Annotated in this window: 18 protein-coding genes; 12 read left to right on the forward strand and 6 right to left on the reverse strand. The window is 58.3% G+C overall.

Features of this window, described 5'->3' with window-relative positions; all coding sequences use genetic code 11:
* Positions 1-9: 9 nt before the first annotated feature.
* A complete protein-coding gene (locus tag EKD03_RS06835) occupies positions 10-2,094 on the reverse strand; it encodes a putative cobaltochelatase (RefSeq protein ID WP_238613425.1) in 2,085 nt (694 codons plus the stop codon).
* Positions 2,095-2,502: 408 nt separating this feature from the next.
* On the opposite strand from EKD03_RS06835, the gene EKD03_RS06840 reads away from it, so the two are divergent.
* The 10 genes from EKD03_RS06840 to EKD03_RS06885 all read left to right on the forward strand — a co-directional run bounded on the left by EKD03_RS06840 (position 2,503) and on the right by EKD03_RS06885 (position 13,611).
* A complete protein-coding gene (locus EKD03_RS06840) occupies positions 2,503-3,582 on the forward strand; it encodes a rod shape-determining protein (RefSeq protein ID WP_129628932.1) in 1,080 nt (359 codons plus the stop codon).
* Positions 3,583-3,713: 131 nt separating this feature from the next.
* Positions 3,714-4,622, forward strand: coding sequence for a rod shape-determining protein MreC (gene mreC / locus EKD03_RS06845; protein ID WP_129628934.1), 909 nt, complete (start codon positions 3,714-3,716; stop codon positions 4,620-4,622).
* Positions 4,595-5,122: a rod shape-determining protein MreD gene (mreD, locus tag EKD03_RS06850; protein ID WP_129628936.1), complete on the forward strand. Its 528-nt coding sequence runs from the start codon at positions 4,595-4,597 to the stop codon at positions 5,120-5,122. The genes mreC and mreD overlap by 28 nt, the downstream gene beginning before the upstream one ends.
* 15 nt (positions 5,123-5,137) lie before the next feature.
* The gene (locus tag EKD03_RS06855) at positions 5,138-7,447 is read left to right on the forward strand and encodes a penicillin-binding transpeptidase domain-containing protein (protein WP_129628938.1); all 2,310 of its coding nucleotides are present in this window, start codon (positions 5,138-5,140) and stop codon (positions 7,445-7,447) included.
* Between the two features lie 76 nt (positions 7,448-7,523).
* A complete protein-coding gene (minC, locus tag EKD03_RS06860) occupies positions 7,524-8,198 on the forward strand; it encodes a septum site-determining protein MinC (protein WP_129628940.1) in 675 nt (224 codons plus the stop codon).
* 10 nt (positions 8,199-8,208) lie between these two features.
* Complete coding sequence (minD, locus tag EKD03_RS06865; RefSeq protein ID WP_129628941.1) at positions 8,209-9,009, forward strand: septum site-determining protein MinD; 801 nt, start codon at positions 8,209-8,211, stop codon at positions 9,007-9,009.
* A 15-nt stretch (positions 9,010-9,024) separates the two neighbouring features.
* On the forward strand, positions 9,025-9,291 hold the full coding sequence (minE, locus tag EKD03_RS06870) for a cell division topological specificity factor MinE (protein WP_129628943.1): 267 nt from the start codon (positions 9,025-9,027) through the stop codon (positions 9,289-9,291).
* Positions 9,292-9,393: 102 nt separating this feature from the next.
* Entirely contained in the window at positions 9,394-10,539 is a 1,146-nt protein-coding gene (locus tag EKD03_RS06875; protein WP_129628945.1) for an AI-2E family transporter, read from the forward strand.
* A gap of 15 nt (positions 10,540-10,554) precedes the next feature.
* A complete protein-coding gene (gene era / locus EKD03_RS06880) occupies positions 10,555-11,955 on the forward strand; it encodes a GTPase Era (RefSeq protein WP_129628947.1) in 1,401 nt (466 codons plus the stop codon).
* 168 nt (positions 11,956-12,123) lie between these two features.
* Positions 12,124-13,611, forward strand: a complete 1,488-nt coding sequence (locus EKD03_RS06885; RefSeq protein WP_129628949.1) for a serine/threonine-protein kinase — start codon at positions 12,124-12,126, stop codon at positions 13,609-13,611.
* A 209-nt stretch (positions 13,612-13,820) separates the two neighbouring features.
* Here EKD03_RS06885 and fusA read toward each other — a convergent pair whose 3' ends face one another.
* Both fusA and EKD03_RS06895 read right to left on the reverse strand, forming a co-directional pair.
* Positions 13,821-15,926: an elongation factor G gene (gene fusA / locus EKD03_RS06890; protein ID WP_129628951.1), complete on the reverse strand. Its 2,106-nt coding sequence runs from the start codon at positions 15,924-15,926 to the stop codon at positions 13,821-13,823.
* Positions 15,927-16,149: 223 nt separating this feature from the next.
* Positions 16,150-16,629, reverse strand: a complete 480-nt coding sequence (locus EKD03_RS06895; RefSeq protein WP_129628953.1) for a peptidylprolyl isomerase — start codon at positions 16,627-16,629, stop codon at positions 16,150-16,152.
* Positions 16,630-17,005: 376 nt separating this feature from the next.
* On the opposite strand from EKD03_RS06895, the gene EKD03_RS06900 reads away from it, so the two are divergent.
* On the forward strand, positions 17,006-17,581 hold the full coding sequence (locus EKD03_RS06900; protein WP_161569198.1) for a tetratricopeptide repeat protein: 576 nt from the start codon (positions 17,006-17,008) through the stop codon (positions 17,579-17,581).
* On the opposite strand, the gene EKD03_RS06905 is transcribed toward EKD03_RS06900, so the two are convergent.
* Both EKD03_RS06905 and EKD03_RS06910 read right to left on the reverse strand, forming a co-directional pair.
* On the reverse strand, positions 17,578-22,053 hold the full coding sequence (locus EKD03_RS06905; protein WP_129628957.1) for a response regulator: 4,476 nt from the start codon (positions 22,051-22,053) through the stop codon (positions 17,578-17,580). The genes EKD03_RS06900 and EKD03_RS06905 overlap by 4 nt on opposite strands.
* Positions 22,054-22,064: 11 nt before the next feature.
* The gene (locus tag EKD03_RS06910; protein ID WP_129628959.1) at positions 22,065-23,369 is read right to left on the reverse strand and encodes a cation:proton antiporter; all 1,305 of its coding nucleotides are present in this window, start codon (positions 23,367-23,369) and stop codon (positions 22,065-22,067) included.
* Between the two features lie 239 nt (positions 23,370-23,608).
* Here EKD03_RS06910 and EKD03_RS06915 point away from each other — a divergent pair, with 239 nt between their 5' ends.
* Complete coding sequence (locus EKD03_RS06915) at positions 23,609-24,523, forward strand: dihydrodipicolinate synthase family protein (RefSeq protein ID WP_129628995.1); 915 nt, start codon at positions 23,609-23,611, stop codon at positions 24,521-24,523.
* Here the strand turns inward: EKD03_RS06915 and rsmI are convergent.
* Positions 24,512-25,381: a 16S rRNA (cytidine(1402)-2'-O)-methyltransferase gene (gene rsmI / locus EKD03_RS06920; protein WP_129628961.1), complete on the reverse strand. Its 870-nt coding sequence runs from the start codon at positions 25,379-25,381 to the stop codon at positions 24,512-24,514. The genes EKD03_RS06915 and rsmI overlap by 12 nt on opposite strands.
* Positions 25,382-25,458: the final 77 nt, after the last annotated feature.

Here is a 25,458-nt window from a genome sequence, read left to right on the forward strand (position 1 = left end):
TTCCCTTGATTAGAGTTGCATCTGCTGTCGGACGGCCTGCACTAAGCCGTCATCGTGCAGATCTTCGAGCCGATAGTAGCGCCCCTTCAGGTGCTCGGACAAGCGCCGTGAAAGCCCCCGCTCGAAGTTCGGGTGCTCGGTATCAATCACAATCGCACGAATATCGTGCGCCGCGATCAGATCGGCTATTGCATATGCCTCTTGCTGCGGGGGCGCATTGCCAATGGCGACATTTGCTTGGCCATCGGTTAGCAACACCATCAGCGGGACAACTTCATGATCCTGACGCCGGGCACGCTCCAGCAACTCATAAGCTGTCAGCATCCCTCGTGCAAGGGGTGTCTTCCCACCGGTCGGCATGGTCTGGAGCCGACGCTGAGCGAGTTCAACACTATTCGTCAGGGGTAACAATACACGCGCATAGTCGCGCTGAAAACTCACCAGACCAACCTGATCGCGGCGCTGGTAGGCGTCCCGCAACAGTGACAGCACCGCCGCCTTGGTGGCCTGCATACGCTCTTCGGCGGCCATACTCCAACTCGCATCAACCACGAAGCAGACAGCATTGCGCGTGCGGCGCACGCGCACCTTCTGACGCAGGTCGCTACGGGTGATCAAGACTTTGGGGCGACGGCGGTGGGAGACATGGGGCTGATGAGTCAACTCTGCCCGCCGCTTGCGCTGGTAGATCGCCGCTTCGCGCAGGGTCGCATCGAGGGCCAGATCAGTAACACGTGGGACAATCTTACTGGTGATGTAGCGCCCCTGTTTGCGCGTCGTGCGCGAACGCGAACGCTTCCCAGGCGAACGGCGCTGCATGCGATCCGCCTGAGCCTCAAGCCGACGGGTACGGAAGATCGATTCGGCCTCGATCTGCTTACCGCCGCTATTCTTCTCACCCGTCTGCTGGCTCTCGCCAGTTCCCACACTACCGATTGGTGTCATACTGCCGCCGCCGGTTCCCGAGTCATTCTCATCGCCATCTTCAGCCGACTCGGTCTTTTCGCCTAGTTCAGACTTTTTTTTTACATCATCGCCAGGCATGCCCTCGGCGGGCTTACCACTACGCTCAAGAATCTGAGCGATGCGCTGCTCATCCACCTTGATCTCGGCAAAGGGTTGGCGACGCATCCGATGCGGCAACGCCAACTCTGCCGCAAGACGAATATCTTCGGCGCTCAAGTACAAGCGACCACTCCACGCCGCGTGGGTACGCGCCGTCTCAAGAATGGTGAGGTCGGCACGATGGCCATCCACCCCCAACTCCAAGCAGAGCCCGGCCACAGCGGCCATGTCGGGGCGCTCGATCTGCACACGCGGCAGGAGTTGACTGGCCGCAGCGATGCGATCAGCCAGTTCGTTCTCGCTGGCTTGCCACTCGGCCATAAACTGCTGCGCATCGGCCTCATAGGCCATACGGCGCTCGATCACGGCGATCCGTGAGCCAATATCACTCAGTCCCACCACCTCAACCGCAAGGCCGAAGCGATCCAGCAACTGCGGGCGCAACTCACCCTCTTCAGGGTTCATCGTCCCCACAAGAATGAAACGGGACGGGTGCGAGATACTGACCCCTTCGCGCTCGACGGTATTCACCCCCATCGCCGCTGCATCAAGCAGCAGATCAACGAGGTGATCATCAAGCAGGTTGACCTCATCAACATAGAGCAGGCCACGGTTGACGTGCGCGAGTAGGCCGGGTTCAAAACGGCGCTGGCCCTCGGTAATCGCATGCTCCAGATCTAGCGACCCCACCACGCGATCCTCGGAGGCCGAAACTGGTAACTCGACGAGCCGAATCGGGCGCTCGTAGGTCGGCAATTCCGCCCCTGTGATCCGCGACTGACATGTCGCACACAGCCCTGCGGGACGATCCGGGGTGCAGCTATAGGGACAATCGGTGACTACCGTAATAGAGGGAAGGAGACGAGCGAGACCGCGTACCGCCGTAGATTTGGCTGTACCCTTTTCGCCACGGATAAGAACACCGCCAACCCGTGGGTTGACCGCATTGAGGATGAGCGCGCGCTTGAGGCGCTCTTGGCCAACGATGGCGGTGAATGGATAGACTGGGCGCAATACCGACGTGCTCACAACAATAAAAATCTCCCAGCCCGAATGGAGCCAGAAGCACTAGCAGCAGCGCCGTGATTCGATGTGGCGGAAAAACCGAATGATGCCGACAGGAACCGACGTTAACACGGCTGTTGACCAGACGTTAACCGAGTGTCGCTACAATCTTCACGACGGTACTATTGTCGCACAAAGCTTGCTAAAAGTCAAATGATGCTATCATCTGTTTATCATCTACCATGGTACATCTGAATGCGAAGCAACGAAGGAGCTATGCTATAATCGGATGCCGAACCTTCAGCGGGAGAACCCGTGGGTTCGCGTTATATCAATGCGAATATCGAACCATCACGAGCAATAAGTCGCTGCATCGGCGCAACTCGAAGATGGATGTGTGCCATAACAACCAGATGTGTTTGGAGTATATCTGTGGGCTTTAACCCAATCAACTCGCTGTTTGGTGCCTTCAGTCGTGATCTAGGGATCGACTTAGGCACGGCAAATACCCTCGTATACGTGCGGGGCAAGGGCATTGTCATCAGCGAGCCATCGGTAGTAGCAATAGATCGCAAGACGAAGAAGGTACACGCCGTTGGGGCCGAGGCCAAAGCGATGGTAGGGAAGACCCCAGCCAATATCATCGCGGTGCGCCCGCTCAAGGATGGAGTCATCGCTGACTTCGAAGTGGTCGAGAAGATGCTGGCCTATTTCATCAAGAAGGCCCATGCCTACTCCTCAATGCGCCTGATGGACCCGCGCCCACGGGTGGTGGTGGGGGTTCCCTCCGGTGTCACCGAGGTGGAGAAGCGGGCGGCCCGCGATGCAACCCTGAATGCTAAGGCCCGCGAAGCCTATGTGGTTGAGGAGCCGATGGCTGCCGCGATTGGGGCCGGGTTGCCGGTGGAAGAGCCGATGGGTTCGATGATCGTGGATATTGGTGGTGGCACCACCGAGGTTGCGGTCATCTCGCTGGGTGGGATCGTGATCAATCACTCCATCCGTACCGCTGGTGATGAGATTGACGAGGCGATCATCCAGTTTGCGCGTCGCGAATATAATCTGCTGATCGGCGAGCGTATGGCCGAGAAGGCCAAGATCGCCGCTGGATCGGCCTACCCCTTGGACGAGGAGATCAAGGTGGTACTGCGCGGACGTGACTTGCTGACCGGGCTGCCCAAGGCGGTTGAGGTAAGCAGCGTCGAGATCCGCGAGGGGATTGTTGGGCCGATCAATGCCATCGTTGCCGAGGTGCGCGCCGCCCTTGAAGAGACCCCGCCTGAACTGGTGGCCGATGTGATGGAGCACGGTATCACGCTGGCCGGAGGTGGCTCGTTGCTGCACGGCCTCGATAAGCGTATCGCCGCCGAAACACGCATGCCCGTCCATATTGCCGAAGATCCACTCTCCTGCGTGGCACGCGGGGCGGGCAAGATGGTCGAGAATTTCGAGAATCGCGTCTACCAGGATATTCTCACCCGTACCCAGAGCAGCCGACGGGCCAAGCTGTAGGGGCCAACACCTACTCCTAGCGCCAAGATTTTGACGCAAAGCCTTGAGGAGTATGACCAACCACGACCTTTGCGTCTTCGCGCCTTTGCGTCACTATAGCGGCTCCGTTTACCCCACCATGAATTGTGACTATGCGCGACTATCTTGACGACAGGTCGCTGAGGTTGCGCCGCGAGCGCAGCGACCAACCCGCCTCAGCCCGCCCGTTTGTGCTGGCGGGGGTGTTATGTCTGGTTGCACTCAGCCTGATCTACCTTGATCAGCAGGGCATCATCAGCCCGTTGCGCATGCTACTTCAGCAGGCATTCAGTCCAGCAGCACTACAACTGACGGGACTGCGCAACCATACGGAAGATCTGATCGGAGCGCCGCGTAGTGAAGATGATCTGCGGGCAACGATCACCGCGTTGGAGCAGGAGGTGAGCCAACTCAAGGCCGAGAACCTGCGCTTGCAGCAGGCTCAGGTCGAGAACGAGTCGTTGCGCCAGCAACTCCAGATCCAGCGCGAACAGCCCTGGCACTTGGTAGGAGCCGAAGTGACCGTGCGCCCGCCCGATGCAGGCCGCCAAGTGATGCTGATTGCACGGGGCAGTGCCGATGGGGTGCAGGTGGGTATGGCGGTGATCGGCCAAGATCCGAGTGGCCCAGCGGCACTCGTGGGGGTGATCGAGTCGGTGGGGACACATACCGCCGAGGTGCTCTTGATCACCGATGTGAGTAGTCGCATCAGTGCACGGGTGATGCATGCGGGGCAGGCCCACTTAGGCTTAGTGCAAGGGCAGTGGCAGCGCGGATCACGCTTGAGCATCGGGCAAGTGGATCGCAGTGCCGCAATCAGCCCCGGTGATGCGGTGGTGAGTGCGGGGTTGACTGGCTCGCTCAATCTTCAGTTGGATCTTGCCACCGTGCCCGCCAACATTCCGATTGGTTCGATAGAAGAGATCAATCCGGGAGGACAAGGCCAGAGCGCCGAGCTGCGCCCCTTCGTCAACCCCGATCAGGTACGCTACGTTTGGGTGATTCTCAATCAAAACGAGTAGAAGAACTTGTCGCCCGTGAAGTGGGCTACATCCTCTTGATCGGTGTCCTCGCACTAGTGCAGGTGACACTCCTGCGCACACCGCTCGGTTTTAGTGCGCCGTTGTTACTGGTGATCACGATCTGTCGTACCCTGATCGGGATGGGGGCCGCCTTCCGCGACATCGGTATGGTACAGGGGGTACGCTGGGCGTTCTACAGCGGATTGATGCTCGATATTCTGGCCGCAACGCCACTCGGCACGCATGCATTCGCCCTGTTGCTTGCTACCATCACGGTGGCCTTCGCCACCCGTCGGTTACGCATTGAGGGGCCACTCCTGCCGCTCCTCGCCATGCTCGTCGCCAGCCTGATCTATGAGAGTGTGATGGCGCTGCTCATCCAACCCGGCCCGGTCATGTGGGGCGACACCTTGCGGGTCGCACTCATTCCCGGTACCCTTTTGGCGCTTATTATGACACTCCCGATCTTCTTTTTACTCCGCTGGATGTTACGTGCATAGATCGAGGATGTGGGTATGTCACGCATGATCGTGCTGCGCATTCTACTGCTGCTTACGTCCATCATCTTGATCGGACGGCTCTATGAGTTGCAGATCATCACGGGCAACCAGCAACGCTTTGGCGAGACCCCCGAAGCGACGACGCGGCGTTACTTGACGGTGGCCCCCCGGCGCGGCGAGATCTTTGCCGCTGATGGCACGACGATCTTGGCCGAAAGTGTGCCGATCTATTCGATTGCGATCACACCGGGACGGTTACCCTCGGCGATCAGTGAGCCAGAGCGGCGCAACCTGGTACTGGCGCGGATCAGCCAGATTGCCGGGATTACCAATACCCTGACTCTCTCACCCACGAGTGTGCTCGATCTGCGCCCAGAGCTACGCAGCGATCTGAGCCAATTTGGCGAGCTACCCCTACTTCAAGCCAACACGCCCTTCACGATCACCGTGGCACCGCAGTTGAGTCTGCATGCGCTTGAATTGACCACTACCTATAGTGATGTGTTAAAACTAAATAATATTATCGAAGAACAGATCACCAAACAGAATATTCGGCGTTATGAAAATCTGATCGTCAAAGAGGCAATTAGCCCTGAACTCGCCTTGGTGGTGATCGAGAACAGCAACAACCTGCCCGGCGTACAGGTGATTGAAGGCTACCAGCGGCGCTACCCGCAGAGTGCCAACATCCCCTCGCTTTCGCACACCCTGGGCTATATTGGGCGCATCAGCGAGTGTGAACTCGTCGCCGAAAATCCAGCCACCTCGTGGCTAACCAGCATGAACAACGTAATCGGCCATGCGGGGCGCTGCGGCCTGATTCGCAAAGCGATTGATCCAAGCAGTATCGGGTTGCCACCCTACCAGGGCGATGACCGGATTGGCAAAGATGGGATTGAGAGCGCCTACGAAGCCGAACTGCGCGGGCAGACTGGCATCGAGACGCTGCTCGTTGACGCGCTCGAACGTCCGGCCAGTTCGACCGGCACGCTACGCCCAGTGGAACATGGCCACAACCTGATCCTGACGATTGACGCCACCTTCCAGACCGAAGTCGAGCGGATCATGCAGCGCTGGGTCGCCGAGGGTGAACGCCGCCGCCAGACCGTTGCCGAGGACTACAAACGCAACTACAAGCCGATCACCAACGGGATTGCGGTCGCGATAGATCCGCGTGACGGGCGCATCCTCGCGATTGTGAGCATCCCCAGTTATAACAACAATGTCTGGGTTGATCCGAGCCTGAGCGCCGAACTACAAGCCCTGCTCACCCCCGAAGACCCGGCCAGCGCCCCGCTGCTAGATCGGGCGATTGCCGGACAATACCCACCGGGTTCGACGATCAAGCAATTTGTCGGCATTACGGCGCTCCAACAAGGCATCATCAGCCCCGAAACCACCCTGCGCGACCCCGGCCTAATCCGGTTGCGCGAGCGTAACGGTTCAATCTTCATCTTACCCAACTCGGTGCGCAACCGCGACAACGGCGAGATCAACATTCTTGATGCGCTACGGGTCTCCTCGAACGTCTTTTTCGCCTCGATTGCAGGCGGCAATGATCAGGTAATCAACCTCAAAGACGAAGATTTCCGCACCGAAGGGCTAGGGATTGATCAACTCGTCGAGGGATTTGCCTGGTTCAACTTTGGGCGCACGATGGGGGTAGACATCACCGGGGAGGCAGCGGGATTGCTGCCGACCAAGACCTGGAAGGCGCAGACTCTGCGTGAGAGTTGGACCACCGGCGACACCTACAATATGGCGATTGGCCAGGGCTACCTCCAAGTCACACCCTTGCAACTCGCGGCTGCGGCGGGAGCCATCGCCCGCGACGGCACCGTCTACCGCCCGCATGTCGTGCAGGCGATCACCAACAGCGAGGGCGAGATTCTGCGGATGATCGAGCCAGAAGTGCGCTCAGTCGCCCCGGTGAGTGCGGAATATCTCGCGGTGATCCGCGACGGCATGCGGCGTTCCGTAACCGAGGGCTTAAACATTGCAGCGCGGGATGAATGTTCAGGGCTGAGCATCGCGGGCAAGACGGGAACCGCCGAATTTGGGCCGATCCTGACCGAAGACGGGCGACGCCAGAGTCATGCCTGGTTTGTCGGGTTTGCGCCCTACGACGACCCGCAGATTGTGGTAGCGGTACTGATCGAGGGCACTGGCGATCTCGGCGACGGATCTTCGACCATGGCAGTACCAGCGGCCACCCAGATCATGCAAGCCTATTTCAAGATCACCCCGCCCGCCGAACCGCCACAAATATGCCCGGTGATGCCGGGGGATGTGGTGCCGGAGGATAGCGAGGAGAACCCGGAGTAGCGCCGCAATATATTGCGGCGCTACTCGGTATGCTATAATTACCCCATTATTTCTCGTTCAAAATGGACACAGGTGCATGGGCGACCTGATCAGCATTAAAGGCGGGCGCGACGGTCTGCGGCTGCGGCTCGATGATACTGCCGAGTGGGCGCACCTGATGAGCGCACTTGAGCAACAATTGGCGCAGAATAGCGGATTCTTCGCTGGCGCACGGTTGATCCTAGAGATTGGTGATCGAGCGATCAATGACGAACAGATGACCACCTTGCTGGGGAGTATTCAGCAGCATGGTGTACAGATCGAAGCCTTAGGCGCTACGGCGCGTGAGAGCCGCAATGCGGCACGTGCCTCAGGGGTGACGGCGCGCCCTCTCCCGCGCTACTCCGAGCCAGCGCAGCCCGCTGTTCAGAATGAGCACGAGGGCATGTTGGTGTCGCGAACCATCCGTTCTGGGCAGGTGCTGCGCCACCATGGGCATATCACCCTGATCGGTGATGTCAACCCTGGGGCTGAGATTATCGCCGGGGGGAGTGTGGTCGTCTGGGGGCGGTTGATGGGTCTGGTGCATGCAGGAGCCTTGGGCAACCCCAATGTTGTCGTCTGTGCCTTGGAGTTGCGGCCAACCCAACTACGTATCTGTGAACAGATTACTCGTTCGCCCGATAAAGCCAAAAATCTTGGCCCGGAGATCGCCCGCATCGAAGAGAACCAGATTGTGGTTGAACCGTGGGAAGGTGCGAAGCGGGGTTAACGGAGAAGTTATGGCGCGTATCATCACGATCACATCGGGTAAGGGTGGGGTAGGTAAGACCACCACAACCGCAAATCTTGGAACGGCGCTGGCCATGCAGGGGGCGAAGGTGGCGGTGATTGATGCCGACATCGGGCTGCGGAACCTGGATGTGGTGATGGGGCTGGAGAACCGAATCGTCTATGATCTGGTTGATGTGGTTGAGGGGCGGGCTCGCCTGCGCCAAGCCTTGATCAAGGATAAGCGGCTGCCTGAATTGTGTCTCCTCCCCGCCGCACAGACTCGCGATAAGGACGCGGTGAGTAGTAATCAGATGATTGATCTGACCAACCAGCTCCGCAGTGAGTTTGATTATGTGTTGATTGATAGCCCGGCGGGGATCGAGGGTGGCTTTCGTAATGCGATTGCTGGTGCTGATGAGGTGTTGATCGTGACCACGCCGGAGGTTTCGGCAGTTCGCGACGCCGACCGGATTGTGGGCTTGGTTGAGGCTGCCGAGAAGGGGCCACCGAGCCTGATTGTCAATCGTATCAAGCCCCGTTTGGTGAATCGCGGCGAGATGCTCTCGGTTGAAGATGTGATCGAACTGCTGGCGATCAACTTGGTGGGCATCGTCCCCGATGATGAGAGTATTGTCACTTCAACCAATCGTGGCGAGGCGGTCGTTTATGATCAAACCTCGCTGGCCGGCAAGGCATTCTTGAATGTGGCACGACGGATTGCGGGTGAAGATGTTCCATTTATGGCACTCAGCGATCAGCAAGGTGTGCTTGAGCGGCTGTTGGGCCTCTTTGGGCGGCGGCGGGCGTAGCGGAAGGGGAGAATTGTGGGCTTCTTCAACTCGATCTTTGGTCCGCGCAACAATCGCAGCGCCCAGGTGGCTAAGGAACGCTTGGCGACGGTGTTGGTTGATGATCGCTATAAGCTCACCCCGGAGATGAAGGAGCAGATGAAGCTCGACATCGCTGAGGTGTTGGCACGCTATTTGCCGTCCATTGACCCGGATCAGATCGAGGTGACGCTGCTCCGTGGTGAGTCGAATGACCACCTCAAGGCCGATATTCCGTTACGGCGGGGCGGTTCGGAGAGCTAACCGTTGCTGCTGTAGCGACGGGGACGGCAAGGCCGCCCCCGCTTATTATTGTGGAGTGGGGATGGCCCACTGCCCGTACCACCAGGTGACGAGGGGCGCGTTATGTCCGTGATGCCCAAACCGATTCGCTTTTCGCCCCAAACTAAGTTGATTACGGCGGGGATTATCGTCGCCCTGACGATTCTCTTCATCCAGCATATTGAGCACGTCCTGCCGCCTTTTATTGCCGCGATCATTACTGCGTACCTCTTCAATCCCTTGGTCTCGTGGCTTCAGCGGCGGGTCAAAACCGGGCGCGCAATCTGGATCGTGGTCATGTATGTGATCACCTTCCTGCTGCTGTATAGCCTCTTTACCTGGATCTGGCCGATTATTGTGCAGCAGACGAGCGACTTGGCGCGCGCTGCTCCTCAACTGGCGAATCAGATTGCGGATTTCTTCGCAGACCACCAGGAGCTTGACCTGGGCGGCTTTGTGATTGACTTGAGTCCCCTCGAAGAGCAACTGATCAGCCTGGTGCGCGATCTCGGTACGTGGCTCAGTGGGAATGTGCCGGGTTTGGTCTTCTCGGCGCTGGAGACGGTGATCTATATCCTGGTCTATCTGATTATCACCTTCTACCTGTTGCTGGAGGCCGGGCATCTGAAACGCTGGGCCAGCAATCTTATTCCGGCCCCCTACCGCGAGGAGATTGGTAGCCTGGGGCGGCAGATTGATGCCGTCTTTAGTGCCTACATCCGTGGCCAACTGATCCTGATTGTGATCATGTCGGTGCTGCTCTATATTCCGCTCTCCATCCTCAAGGTGCCCTACGCCCTCGTGATCGCGGTGGCGTCGGGGGTGCTGGAGATTCTGCCCATTATCGGGCCATGGTCGGCGGCGGGGATCGCAGTTATTGCCACGCTCTTCCAAACGAATATTCCCTTCGGTCTTTCGCACCTGGGATTGGCCGCATTGGTGGGTATTATTTACTTCACGTTACGTCAAATTGAAGATCACTTTATCATCCCGAATGTGATGGGGCCGCTGGTGCGGCTGCATCCGGCGGTGGTGATCTTCGCCATTCTTGCCGGGGGTGCTTTAGCAGGAGCCTTCGGGCTTTTTATGAGTATCCCGGTGGCCGCGATTATCCGCATTATCTTGAGTTATCTCTATCGCAAGCTGACCGACCAACCCGAACCGCCACTGCCGCCTATCACGCCAAGTGCGGAGGGTGAGGCAAGTGCGCCGCAGCAGGCGATACAGTAACCTGAACGAGAGAGTATGTTACAGTTTTCACATGACCCGGAAGTCAATACGCTCTATGCCTACTTTACCGAACTAGAGGCGGGGCAGGCGATCTACACCCTGGAGTATCCGGCCCATCTGCTGCTTGATGCCGAGGGCATGGTGGTGGGCCTGCGCCTTGATCTGGATGATGAGGTGACGCTGGCGCACCTCGAATTGGCGCTGGATGGTGAGTTTGGGCGGCTGGATATGGAGACGGGGTTTCTGAGTATTCTGATCCCCGATGCCGAGGCGATCCAGCACGAGGCGCTCGCACAGACCGCGCTGCTCGATCTGGATGCGGATGAGCGGATTTTGGGTGTCGAGTTGGGCTTGCCGGATGGGTTCGACCCGCAGCGCCTCGCCCGGTTGGCCACGCTGATGGTAGCGCTGGACGAGGTGGCCCAGGATGGTGAGGGGCCGGTGGTGTTTGCGGCTGAACCCAATGATGATGAGCAGGTGGAGAGCGAGGAGGCCGAGGCGGGCAGCGAGCAGCCGAAGAATCCCACGCTCCGCTCCGGGTTTGTGGCGCTGGTGGGTAAGCCGAATGTCGGCAAGAGTACCCTGCTGAATACCCTCTTGGGCCAGAAGGTGACGATTGTTTCGCCCCGCGCCCAGACCACCCGCGTACCAGTGCGCGGCATCCTGAATCGCACGGATGCCCAGGTTGTCTTTATTGATACGCCCGGCATTCACCAACCGAGCCATAAACTGGGCAAGTTTATGGTCGAACTGGCCGAGCGCACGCTGCCGAATGCGGATGTGATCTGCTTTATGGTGGACATCAGCCAGCCGCCCAGCCAGCTTGACCGTAGCATTGCCGAACAGGTGCAGCGTTCACGGGGGCACAAGCTGTTGCTCCTGAACAAGGTGGACATTCCGCCCCGGCGGGGTACGACCTACCTGGAGGAGTATCGCGACTTGGGCCAGTGGGCCATGGAGTTGGCGATTTCGGCGCAACGCGGCCAGGGTTTGAGTAGCCTGCTCGATGAGATTGTCGCCCGGCTGCCCGTAGGTCATGCGCTCTACCCCAGCGAGCAAGTGACGGATCAGAGCGAACAGCAACTGGCGGCGGAGTTGGTGCGCGAGAAGGTGCTCTACTTCATCCAACAGGAAGTGCCGCATGCGGTGGCGGTGGAGGTGGATGAGTGGGAGACCAAGGAGCAGGCGATCTACATCCGCATGACGATCAATGTCGAGAAGGAGAGCCAGAAAGGCATCCTGATCGGCGCGGGGGGCACGATGCTCAAGCGGATCGGCAGTACCGCCCGGCGCGATATTGAACGGATGGTAGACAAGAAGGTCTTTTTGGAACTGTGGGTCAAGGTGCGCGAGAATTGGCGCGACGATCTCGGTGCCATGGGTTGGCTGGGCTACCGGATGAAGGATTGGCGTTGAGCGTTTGCAACAAAACCGCTTCTGGTTGCGTAGATAGAATCAGCGGGTAACTATTCACACTTGGGGTAAAAAGAAGCCCCGTGTTGACGCAAAGGCGCCAAGGCGCAAAGATTTTGATGGGAGTCTACCTTAAAGACTTTGCGCCTTGGCGTCAGAACTTGGAGCATTATGGCTGAGGTTACGCAAATCCTGTGCCCCAAGTGCCATAAAGCCAACCTGCGCCGTGCGCGCTTCTGCCAGCACTGCGGCCATGATGTGGTGTTGAATAATCATGTGCCCAGTGATGAGCGGCGCTATGTGATTACGCGAGTGATCAAGCAGGGTGGCCAGGGCGCGGTCTACGAGGGGATTGATGAGAGCGGCCAGATCTTCGCGATCAAGGAGATGCTGGATAAGTTCACTGATCCCAGAGAACGTGACGAGGCCATCGAGCGCTTCAATGCCGAGGCGCAACTCCTTCAGGGACTGGATCACCCACGTATTCCACGGGTCTATAGCCACTTCACCGACGAGGGCCGCCACTACCTGACCATGGATTTCATCCGGGGTAAGGATCTGGAGGAGGTCGTTGATGAGCGCGGGGTGCTGAGTGAGGCGTTGGTGCTGGAATATGCGGATCAGATCTGTGATGTGCTGGTCTATTTGCATGGCAAGGGGCTGATCTACCGCGACATGAAGCCCTCGAATGTGATGATCGAAGACGCATCGGGGGCGGTGAAGTTGGTGGACTTCGGCATCACCAAGCTCTTCAAGCCCACCGAGCGCGGCACCCAGATCGGGACGCCCGGCTACGCCCCACCCGAACAGTATCAGGGGTTGGCGACACCGGCCTCGGACATCTATGCGCTGGGGGCAACACTCCATCACATGCTCACCGGGCGCGACCCGACCGAGCAGATGCCGTTCGACTTTCCGCCCGCACACAGCATCAATTCGAGTGTCTCGAAGCGCACCAGCGAGGCGCTCCAACGGGCGTTGCAGAAGGTTCCACAGGATCGCTTCAGCACCATGAACGATCTCTGGAATGCGCTGCGCCCAGAGCGTAGCCGGAGACCGGCGCAGGTACGGGTGGCCCAACCGACGGTGGCCTTACCGCAACAACCAGCGGCGCAGGTGGCGAACAAACCGACACCGGCCCCGACACCGGCTCCGGCCCGGCCCACACCACCACCCACACCGCCACCCACCCGGCCCGCGCCGCCACCCACCCCACCACCGGTAGTGCAAGTGGCCCAACCACGCGGTAACTGTCTCGGCAGCCTAATCGCGGTCTTCAGTTGGATGCTGGTGCTGCTGCTACTTGGCGCAATTGGGATGGGAGCCTATATCTATATTGCGCGTCCAGCTTGGTCGGACAGCCTACTGGCCCCGATCAGCAACCCCATCGCCACCAATACCCCAACCACGCTCACCTCCCGCGAGTTCGAGGCCGATGTGACGGTACAGATATCGGCCAGTGCGAACGAGACCCAGATCCGCAGCGCACTCCAGAGTGCATTCCTGGCCGCAGCACGAGCGCAGTTTGGTACGGGTACGCTGATCAACCAAAACGCCCCGCCCAGCACGGTAGGGAGTGCGGTGCAGGTGGGGGGGCCGGATGCGAACAACATGGTGACCTACCAAGCGCGGATGACGGGGTATATTTATACGCCGTAGAGACGCAAGATGTTACGTCTCGTGAAGAGACGCAAGATGTTGCGTTGCCCCCACGAGGAGAGACGCAAGATGTTGCGTTGCCCCCACGAGGAGAGACGCAAGATGTTGCGTCTCGTGAAGAGACGCAAGATGTTGCGTTGCCCCCACGTGGAGAGACGCAAGATGTTGCGTCTCCCCCACGAGGAGAGACGCAACATCTTGCGTCTCTTCTAATGCGCCGCCTCGACTTCCTTCTTGTGCGCAGCGATGATCGCATCCACAAGGTGGCTGGGCACATCATCGTAGTGCTCGAAGGTCATCGAGAAGCGCCCGCGCCCCTGAGTCATACCCTTGAGGTCGGTGGCATAGCGCTGGATCTCGGCTAACGGAGCCTGGGCGGTAATGACCGTCTTGCCGGTGCCGGTGGGCAACATGCCCTGGACGCGGCCACGGCGGGTGCTCATGTCGCTCATGATGTCACCAGCGAACTGATCGGGGACGATGATCTCAAGATGATAGATCGGCTCGGTAATCGCGGGGTGGGCCTTGGCCGCAGCAAGCTTGAAGGCTTCTTTTCCGGCGCTTTTGAAGGCGATCTCCTTACTATCAACTGGGTGTTCTTTGCCGTCAATGACGGCAACACGAACATCAATCAGTGGATTACCGGAGAGCAGACCCTCAGCCATGGCCTCGCGGACACCCTTCTCAATTGCGGGCATAAAGCCGCGTGAGATCACCCCGCCGACAATCTCGTTGACAAACTCCAGCGGATCTTCGCGGGTCGGATCGGGCGCGAGTGCTTCAACCCGCAGGGTCACATCGGCGAACTGACCGGCACCGCCAGTCTGCTTCTTATGGCGATACTGTGCCTCAGCACGGCCACGGATGGACTCGCGGTAGGGGATGCGGGGCAGTTCGATATCAATACTGACATCAAACTTGCGCTTCATGCGCTCAGCAATGAGCGCAAGGTGGCTCTCACCAAGCCCTGAGAGCAAGGTCTCACCCGTCTGGGCATCGCGGTTGGTGTGGAGGGTCGGATCTTCTTCGATCATCCGACCGAGCGCGACCCCCAGCTTATCGAGGTCGGCGCGGCTATGCGGCTTAACCGTGGCGATAAAGGAAGCGGTGGGGAAGGTGATCGGCGTAAGTTGGAGCGGATGACCGGGCGCACAGAGCGTATCGTTGGTAGCCGTCTCGGTGAGCTTCGTCACCACACCAATATCTCCGGCTCCAAGCACCTCAACCTCAGTCTGCTCCTTGCCACGCACGCTATAGATATGCGCGATGCGCTCCTCTTTGCGGGTGCGCGAATTGAGCGCGGTAGAGTTAGCGCGTATCTCGCCGCTATAGACGCGGAAGTAGCTCACGCGGCCATAGGTATCGGAGACCGTCTTAAAGACCAAGGCACTCAGCGGCTCATCGGAGGCAGCCCGCAGCGTCATCTCCTCACCAGAGGTAAGGTCGGTAGCGGACACCGGCTTGCGGGCGGCGGAGGGAATTGAGTCAACAATCCCATTGAGCAACTGGGCAATACCCGTCACTTCCGTCGCCGAGCCACAGAAGACCGGGACAATCGAGCCATCAGCGATACCAGCACGCAGCCCAATCAGCAACTCCTCGCGGGTGAGCGCATCCTCACCACCCTCCAGATAGCGCTCGATCAGGTGATCATTTGTTGCGGCGATCTTATCAATCAGCGCGGTACGCCACTCGTGCATCAAATCGTTCATCTCGGCAGGAACGTCGGCCTCGACAAAGCCACCGTCGTGCTGAGGCGAGATGAGCCAGGCGCGCTGCTGACGGAGGGAGATCACGCCCTTAAAATCCTTGCCGCTTCCAATCGGGATCTGCATCGGAATGACCGCCGCATCAAGGCGTTCGCGGGCCTGCTCGATGGTGCGATAGAAATTGGCATTATCGCGGTCGAGCTTATTGACGAAGAGCAGACGCGGCACCTTATTCTGCACCGCCATCTCCCAGGCCAATTCGGTACCGACCTCAACGCCACCGGAGGCATCCAGGAGGATCACCGCGCCATCAATGATCCGCATCGTGGCGGCCATGTCACCGGCAAAATCGGCAAAACCGGGGACATCAATCAGATTGACCTTATCATCGTGCCATTCGAGGGGCAGCACGGAGAGCGAAACAGACATCCCGCGACGGGCTTCGTCGGGATCATAATCGCTCGTAGTTGAGCCATCCTCGACGCGCCCCATTCGCGGGATGGCGTGGGCGGTCATCAGCATTGCCTCGGCCAGCGTTGTCTTGCCGCTGCCGAGGTGACCAAATATGCCGATGTTGTGGATCCTTTCCGGGCCATATGCTCGCATGGTCGTCCTCCTTGACTAAACCGTCGAGGCCGCCCATGGGGAGGGCGGGGTAGGCGGTGAGAGTTTGGAAAGGGAATTGTTAAGAACGCATTATATGGCGTATGAAGAGGCTACGTCAATAGAGAAGGCCGTAACACAGTACCTGAACAATGAATGCACAATCCAGAAACAAACATGGCGCAGGCTGTTTGCCTGCGCCATGTTTGTAATGGGGGTGCGTCACTTATTCATCAATCGAAACTTCGACCATCACATCGCCCTGGCGAATGGCGTTGACGACATCCATGCCCTTGACGACGCGGCCAAAAACGGTGTGCTTGCCATCAAGGTGGGGCTGGGGGCTATGAGTAATAAAGAACTGGCTGCCATTGGTATTCGGGCCAGCGTTGGCCATGGAGATGACCCCCGCCTGGTGGGTGAGCGGATTGCCGCGTACCTCATCGGCAAACTTATAGCCGGGGCCACCCGTGCCAGTGCCGGTAGGATCGCCGCCCTGGATCATAAAGTTGCTGATCACGCGATGGAACTTGAGGCCATCGTAGAAACCCTGCTTGGCGAGGAAGACAAAGTTGTTGACCGTCATCGGGGCGGACTGGGGGTAGAGTTCGAGTTCGATAAAGCCTTTGGTCGTATCCATCGTGACCTTATAGGTCTTGGTGGCATCAATCTGCATCTCAGGTGGGTTGCTCCACTTGTGGGCCACGGATGTACTCCTTCTGTTTGCATTAGTGTTCCGTGAGGAATTATAGCACGTTGAGAAAAATGGCACGGAATACGACATGGATTGGTACTTATATAAATAGCAAGGGCGAAGCATCGCCCGCCATGTGAGTCACCTCCGGTGGGGGTTCGGGGGCGGCTTCGCCACCCCCGAAGATCTTTTTTGGTGTTGTTTGGCGGCGCAGCCGCCAAACAACACCAAAACTGGAGCCTCTCTCCGCAGGTCGCAATCAAACCAAACGGAGGTATGCATGACCCGCGCATCGCGAACAAGCCAAACTTGCCGCACCTGCCCGTTGCAAACCTGCATGAGCGTGTGTGGACATGAGGATCATGGTTCATCAGGAGGAGGAGGCTTTGTGCGCAACGTTCTTATTGTCCTCTTCGTGGGTGGGTTAGTGATGTTGTTTATTCGCTTCACTCAACCCGTTAGTACAACACCTATCCCTACCCCAAGCTCGTCAGGATTATTCGGCACTGCCGTATTGCAAACGACACCCACACCGCTGCCGCCCTGCCTGCTGACGTTGAATGCCCATGAACTGAATGAAGCGGGGAAGCAGGCACTGAAGAGCGGGGATTTGCTCAATGCCTCGATCTGTTTTCAGAACGCGATTGAGCGTGATTCACGCTTCTACGAACCCTACAACAATCTGGCTGGCATCTTCTATGAGCAGGGACGCGACGATGATGCGATTCGCCTCTGGGAGCAGGCACTGGAACTCGAAGCCAAAAGCCCGGATGCGAATGCAGGGCTAGGCACGGCGCTGGCGGCCAAGGGAGAGTTTGAGCAGGGTTGGGCATACTACCAACGCGCACTCGAACTCGAAGCCGGCTATGCCGACGCGGCCTGGATGGCGCGGGAGCGGTTGTGGGGTCAACGGGCGCTCAGCGACTCAAAGCTATTACGTGAATACGCGGGGCAAGTGCGCTAATGTTCGGGCTGGAGTAACTGATTCATCATGGTAACCAAGCTGCGCAGGCTGACCGGCTTAGCCATATACTCATTCGCTCCGGCAGCCAGACAGCGCTCACGGTCTCCCGGCATGGCCAGGGCCGTGAGCGCGATAATCGGGGTCTTAGCGAAGACAGGGTTGGCCCGTAACTGACGGATGGCGGAGAGGCCATCAAGTTCGGGCATCTGAATATCCATGAGGATCAGATCGGGATGGATTTCGTTCGCCAGTGCAACTGCCTCACGGCCATTGCGGGCGACGGTGAGATCATAGCCCTTATCGGAGAGATAATCACCAATCGCCGTAATATTGATCTCATTATCCTCTGCTAACAGGATACGGGCAATCGGTGTTTCGGGTATGCTGGGCAGCGCTTCGATAGGATCGTTAAAGGGCGAAGAGCTATTGGCAGACGTACCAATACTCGACAGGGTTTGACGTAAAACATCGCGCGAGATCGGTTTGACCAGATAGGCCGAGGCACCCGACGCTATACCCCGGATACGGTCATCTACCACCGAGATGATGATCACTGGGATGGAGCGCACCTGTGGATCAGCCTTGAGTTGGGCGAGCACATCCCAACCCGATTGATCGGGCATTTGGAGATCGAGGAAGATCACATCTGGATGGAGTGCAACAACCCGTTCAAGTGCGCCCGCACCACGGGAATGGATCGTCGCCTCAATCCGGAGTTCGCCCAAGTAACGAGCGATCTGCTCACCGGAGGTCTCTGAATCCTCAATCACCAACGCCGAGCGGAACTTGATCCACGCAAGGACATCGGTTGTTATGGTGGGGGTAGATGTATCCATCTGCCGATAGGGCAGCGAGACGGTGAAGCGGCTACCAACCCCCGGCGTACTCTCCAGTGCAACGCTCCCGCCATGCAACTCAGCCAAACGTCGCACCAGCGCCAAGCCCAGCCCCGTCCCTTCATGCTGGCGGGTCAGGCCCGAATCGAGCTGAATAAAGGGCTTGAAGAGGCGCTGCATCTCCTCAGCCGTAATTCCCATCCCCGTATCAGCCACCGTCATATCGAGCACACCCCGGCTGGCGTCGGCATTGACAATCAGATCGATCCGCCCACCCACAGGGGTAAACTTGACTGCATTGGTGAGCAGATTGACCAACATCTGTTTCAGACGGCGCTGATCGGCATAGATACGAAGACTCATATCCTCTTGGAAGAGATTGACCTTGAGTTGTTTCTTGTTTGCCTGTTCCTTAATAAAGATCAGGCTCGCGGCACAGACATCACTCATCAGGACAAGATCGGTCTGAAGATCCATACGTCCGGCTTCAATCTTCGAGAGATCGAGAATATCGTTAATCAGCGATAACAGATGAAGACCACTCGACTCAATATTACGCAGTGAAGCCATCTGGCGTTCATTGAGCGGGCCACGCAGTTGTTCGAGCATCCCTTCACTCAGGGCAAGGATAGCATTAAGCGGCGTGCGGAGTTCATGGCTCATATTGGCCAAGAAATCATCCTTGGCACGCACAGCCCGCGCCAACTCCTGGTTAGCGCGGCTCAGATCAGCGGTACGCTCGGCCACGCGGCGCGCCAGCGAGTTCCGTTCGTTATGGAGATCTTGCTCCATCTGCTTGCGCTCGGTAATATCGCGGACTAATGCGACAACCTCGTTCTCTTCTGCATTGAAGGCCAAGCGCGCCTCGAAGAAGGTGGGTTGATCATCAATCACCAATTGGTACTCGAAGGTCTGCAAGCCATGGGAGGCGTCTCGTAATGCGGCACGCCACTGTGCGGTGACAGCAGGGGGCAAGACCTCATCGAGCATGCGCCCGATAAAGTGTTCAGGTGGGACATAGAGATGTTGATCAGGTTTGCCCGAATAGTCGAGCAGGCGACCATCGAGGCTCAAGCGAAACATCATATCAGGAATAGCATTCAGCAACACCCGACTACGGTGTTCATTGGTGCGTAATTGTTCCTCAGCAACGCGGCGCTGTTGTTCCTGTTCGGTAAATTCTAAAGCGAAGGCAAGATCACTGGCCATCTCATCAAAGAGATGGATCTCAGCTTCATCAAAGAAATTGGCCTCAGCAGCATAGAGGTTGATAGTGCCACACACATGACCACCAACCATCAGCGGGAAGACCCCGACCGCGCCATAGCCGCGTTCGAGGGCAGCAGCACGCCAGGGTGTCATCTTTGGATCATGCGCAATGTCGTTGGTAACAACATAATGCTCCGTCCGTAGTGCGGTTGCCACGGGGCCATGGCCGCGTGGATTTTCATCAAGCGTAATCTGGAGTTGATCCAGATAGCCATTGGTGAACCCGGCACTCGCTACGGGCAGCACCGCACGAGTCGTGGGATCAAGAAGGCCGACCCAAGCCATACGGAAGCCACCCCGTTCAACCGAAATCGTACAGGTGGTCATAAAGAGGCGTTGCGGGTCACGTTCACGCACGATCATCTCATTGACCGCACTCAGAACCACATAGGCACGATTGAGCTTATGCAGACGAGAATCATGAGCCTTACGCTCAGTAATATCGATCCAGACCGCCGCAATATAGTTCTGGCGCTGGAGGTTGAGGCGGCGGGCGAGCACCTCCACGACACGTAACGAACCATCCTTATGGATGTGTTGGGTCTCGAAACTAGCGCTACCTTCTGTCAAAATTTGGGCAATATGATTATGAATCTGATCAACTGAATGTTCTACCTGAATATCAGCAAGACTCTTCGTTACAAACTCATCGCGGGTATAGCCCAAACCCTCATGGGCAGCGGTATTAAACTCAACAAACCGGCCATTGGAGGTGTCAAGTAACACAATCGCATCTAAGGCTTGGGCAACAATTGCCGAAAAGATCTCCTCACGCGCACGCAGCGCACGTGTACTACGCAACCAACCGGCCATAAAGAGGAGAAAAGTCAGTACTGAACCGAGGCCAATCAACAGAATAGGCCAAGCAAGGCGGCCGCGAATATCGGCGACATAGGGCGTATCCGCACGCGCCAACACCTGCCAGCGCCGCCCAAAGATCGTGAACGTCTGGGTATAGCTATAGCCAGCGGCAAGTGCCGCCTGGGGATCAGGTGGCGGCGGAGAGCGCTGGGGATCAAGTGAGCGATAGGCGAGTAATTGGGGAACCGCATCGGTAACATCATAGAAGGTCAGATCAATCGCCTGGGGTGTCAGATGATCAAGTGCGGAACTCACGAGCGTGTCTATCTGGATCGAGACATACACGATTCCACGCAGCGCCGCTTTACGTTCAGCGAGGGTGGTGAGTGGAACGTTGCGCACATAAATCGGACTCATCAACAACAGATACCGATCAGCATGTGGCTGCGAGACGATATGGATGGGGCTGGTCATGGCACGCTCACCAGACTGCCACGCACGGGTGAGCGTTGCATGGCGTACCGGTTCAGAGGCTAAATCGAAGCCCAGTGCGACCTGATTGATCTCAAACGGCTCGAAGAAGGTAGCTGGGAAGTAGTCGTCACGGGGAGTAGCAGGAACAAATTGACCGGAGGGAGTCCGCTGGGTAATCGTGAAATCCACGCGGCCAATGAGGTGCTGAGAGAGTTCAAACGATGCACGTTCAGCATGCGAGACATAGGGTGCCCATGCCATCAGATGGATCGTTGGGGAGCGTGCGAGCAGCGGAGTTGCAAATTGGCGAAACTCAGCCAAGTCAACCTCTTGCGATGCAGCATAGAATGAGCTCAGGGCAATCAGATTATACTCATGCTCGATCAGGCGCGTCGTAATGGTATGCACCATCTCGTTCGCATCGGTCTCTAAACGCACCGCAACCTGGCGATCTTCCTCATGCACGGCGAGGGTGAAGGTCAGCAGAGCCAGGCCGATCATCAGGCTGGTAACGGGCCAAAGGAACGGCTGAACCACGAGTTGACGATGCCGCCACTGGCTTAGCACAATCAAGCCAGGAGCAATCATCAACATCCCGGTCGCAATACCGACCCACCAGCGGGAGACGACACCCGCGATCTGGTTCCAGGGCATGAAACCCACGAGGCCAACACTGATCGCAATCATTGCGGGGCTGATCATCGAACAGGCAAGGCTAATACCAATAGCGCGCAGGGTGAGCCGAATGGTAGTCGGCGGAAGTGGTCGCACAAAGCGGCGCAGCAGGAAGGTAGCGAGACCAACCTGAATCAAGACCGCGCATGCACTGAATACGGCTAAGCCCGGCGTAATCCGGTCGCTAAAGAGAACCAGAAAGGTAAGCAAGCCTCCCAGGAGGATGCCCCATACAGCAGGCCAACCATAGACGAACACCGCCGCCAGGGCAACTCCGGCGGTAGGCCAGAAGATTGGCGGACCATTTGGTGAGCCTGCGACGTGAAGACTCAACCAGGCACTGGCAAAGTAGATCAGCGCAACCCCCACTGGCCGCAGCCAGCGCAGGTGAGGGAGCGCACCAAGAGTAGGAGGCATAGGGTATTCCCCTATTGCGCCACCGGCTGTACAGCCAACTTGCGGCGAATGATGTTGGTCAGGATGAGTGGGGTGAGCAACGTACTGAGCAGCACCATCACGACGATCACCGAGAAGGTGGCATCGTCAATCACGCCGAGTGCCCGCCCGGTGGCGGCGAAAATCAGCCCAACCTCGCCACGCGGCACCATGCCCCAACCAACGATCTGCTTGTCCACGTTGCCGGCAACCAGCCCAGCAACCACTTTGCCCACGAAGGCGGCGATGGTGAATCCGAGTGCGACCATAAGGACGGAGGGGTTGAGCAGGGCGGTAATCTGGACACTCATTCCGGTGATGACGAAGAAGATCGGAGTGAGGAGCATTCCCACCGGCTCGATAATATCTTCGATATGGCGATGGGAATGGTGTTTCATGATCTTCTCGATCTGGCTGACATTCTGGATGTTGTGCTCCTTGATCTCATGGTAGATCTCGGACACCACCCGTGGGTTCTCAAACGACTCAAAGTGTACCGCATCCAACACCAAACCAGCCGCGAAAGCTCCGACAATCGGGGCCAGACCGATCAGTTCGGCGAGGTAGGCGAAGATGAAGCCGAAGGCGATGGCGAGGGTGAACTTCATGCCGCTGCCGGTGTTGATCTTGGCCAGTATCCGCCCTAACCAACTGGCCACCATTTGGCCGAGCAGCACCGCGCCTGCCAGGAAGGCGAGTGCCTTGAGGATGATCACCCCGACATCCAGCGCACTGACGGAGCCGACGGTGACGATGGCGGAGACGACGGCGAGGATGACGAGACCCATGACGTCATCTATCACTGCCGCCCCCAGCACGATGCGTGCCTCTTGGGACTGGAGAAAGCCGAGGTCGCGGAAGACACGAGCAGTAATGCCAACCGAGGTGGCGGTGAGAGTGGCACCCAAGAAGAGGTAGGTGTGACTCTCTAGGCCGGGCATGAGCCAGGGGCCAACCAAGTAGGTACCCAGAACAAAGGGTGCAATCACGCCCACCGTGGCGACTAAGAAGGCCCGGATACCCACCCGTGCCATATCGCGGATGTTGGTCTCTAGGCCAACCTGAAAGAGCAGAATCACCACGCCCAGTTCGGCCATAAACTGAATAATCGCATTCTCTTTGATCGGTTCAAAGAAGGTGATCCCGACCAGATAGAGATTACCGAGGAGGACGCCTGCAAGAAGTTCGCCGAGAACTGGGGGTTGGCCAAAACGCTCTAGGAATGCGGAGAGTTTGGCAACGACCAACACGACCGCGATCAACAACAGGGTGACGCCGACACTTACTTCGTGATGCATGGGCACCTTCTTTTAACGCTAACGGCACCGTGAGGAGGCTTTATAATAGCATAATGTAGAGACGAGGCATCGCCCAACCCCATCCCGTGACCGGAATGGGCGTTATGACCGCACGAGCGAAGCATCGCCTGCAAAGCGACCGCTGGACTCGGTTACCCATGGAGGGCGATGCTTCGCCCCTACGGGATGATCGGGAAATCCAAAGGTGAACTGTGTCATTTCTTACCTAGGAGTAGATGATGCTTGAACTTCGTGGGGTGATCGGTGCCATGCTGACCCCCTTCACCAGTGATGTTGGCCCAGTTGATTACGAGTGGTTGCCCGCGTACCTGCGCTTTTTGGAGCGCGGTGGGCTACATGGAGTGTTGTGTCTGGGTACCACGGGTGAGGGGCCATCTATGAGTATGGCCGAACGTGAACGGGTGCTGGAGACGGTGCTGGCGCATAAGGGCGATCTGGCGGTCTTGGCGGGGACGGGCTGTGCCGCGCTGACCGAGACGATCAGTCTGAGTCGGTATGCGCTGGAGCGCGGGGCGGATGCGGTGTTGGTGATGCCGCCCTTTTACATTAAGCAGCCGAGTGAGTTGGGGATTCTGAGTTACTACCGCGCCTTGGCCGATGCGCTGCCCGCCGGGAGCCGTCTGTTGCTCTACCACATTCCGCAAGTGACGGGGGTGCCAATTACGCCGACGATTATTGAGGGGCTGTTAGAGAGCCACCCGACGATCTTCTACGGGATGAAGGATAGTAGTGGTGATTGGGTGCATAGTTCGCAGTTGATCGCACGCTACCCGCACCTGAAGATCTTTACCGGCAGTGATCGGCTGGTGGCCCAGGCGCTCGCAGGTGGAGCAGCGGGTGCAATTACGGCGCTGGCCAGCGCCTTTCCGCACCTCATCCGCGCCGTCTATGATGCCCACCATACGGGCGGGGATGTCGCAGCAGCCCAAGCACGCCTGAGCCACCTGCGGGCGCAGATCGATCCGCTCAATACGCCTGCGGCGATGAAGGCGGCGCTGGCGTGGACGAGCGATCTGCCGGAGACGAACGTGCGGCTGCCGTTGCTGCCCCTAAGTGATGCGGCGGAGGCGCAGTTGCGGGTAGAGGCGCAAGATATTGCGCCTCTACCCGCAACTGCGCCTCTACCCGTTTAACTCCAACCAGATCGCATAGACGACGCTCTTTTGCAACCCCAACTCGCGGGCGACGCTGCGCGCCGCCGCGCTGCCGCTCTGCCCGGCGTCGCGCAGGTGGCGCAGCCGCTCGGCAATCGCCTCGGTTGTAGGCGGCGCATCACTACTCGGCGCACTCAGGCGGCGGCGCTCACGTTTATGCTCGCCACTAGCGGTCTGGCCCGCGATCACCAGGGTATACTCACCACGGGGTGGGTTGGCCTGGAAGTGGGCCAGAAGATCGCCCACACTGCCCCGCCGCAGATCCTCGAAGCGCTTGGTGAGATCCTTAGCCACCACCATCTGGCGCGCACCGAGGGTGGCCTGAATATCTTCTAGCGCCTCGATTAAGCGATGGGGTGCCTCAAAACAGACCAGCGAGACCGTCAGAGGGGCCAGTTCGGCCAGCAGGGAGCGACGTTCGCCCCCCTGGCGCGGCAGAAACCCCACGAAGATGAAGCGGTCACTTGGGAGGCCCGATGCGGTCAGGGCAGCTACCGGGGCGCTGGGGCCGGGTACGGGCGTGACGGTGAACCCGGCGGCGATGCACGCGCAGACCAGTTCATAGCCGGGGTCGGAGACACCGGGGGTGCCGGCATCGGAGACGAGGGCCACATCACCTTCGGCGAGGGCGGCGAGAATGGCATCCAGACGGGCCAGTTTGTTATGCTCGTGGTAGGAGATCGAGTGCGTGGTGATCTGGTAATGGCTAAGGAGGCGCTGGGTATGGCGGGTATCCTCAGCCGCGATCAGGCGCACCTCGCGCAGCACCCGCAGCGCCCGCATGGTGATGTCTTCGAGGTTGCCGATGGGGGTGGCGACGAGAAAGAGGGTGCCCACAAGAAGACTCCTGCTTCGTAAACCACGATTTTGACGCAAAGACGCCAAGGCGCAAAGCGTTCAACAACATAAGCAAT

This window comes from Candidatus Oscillochloris fontis (genome assembly GCF_004138135.1).
Lineage (GTDB): Bacteria > Chloroflexota > Chloroflexia > Chloroflexales > Chloroflexaceae > Oscillochloris > Oscillochloris fontis.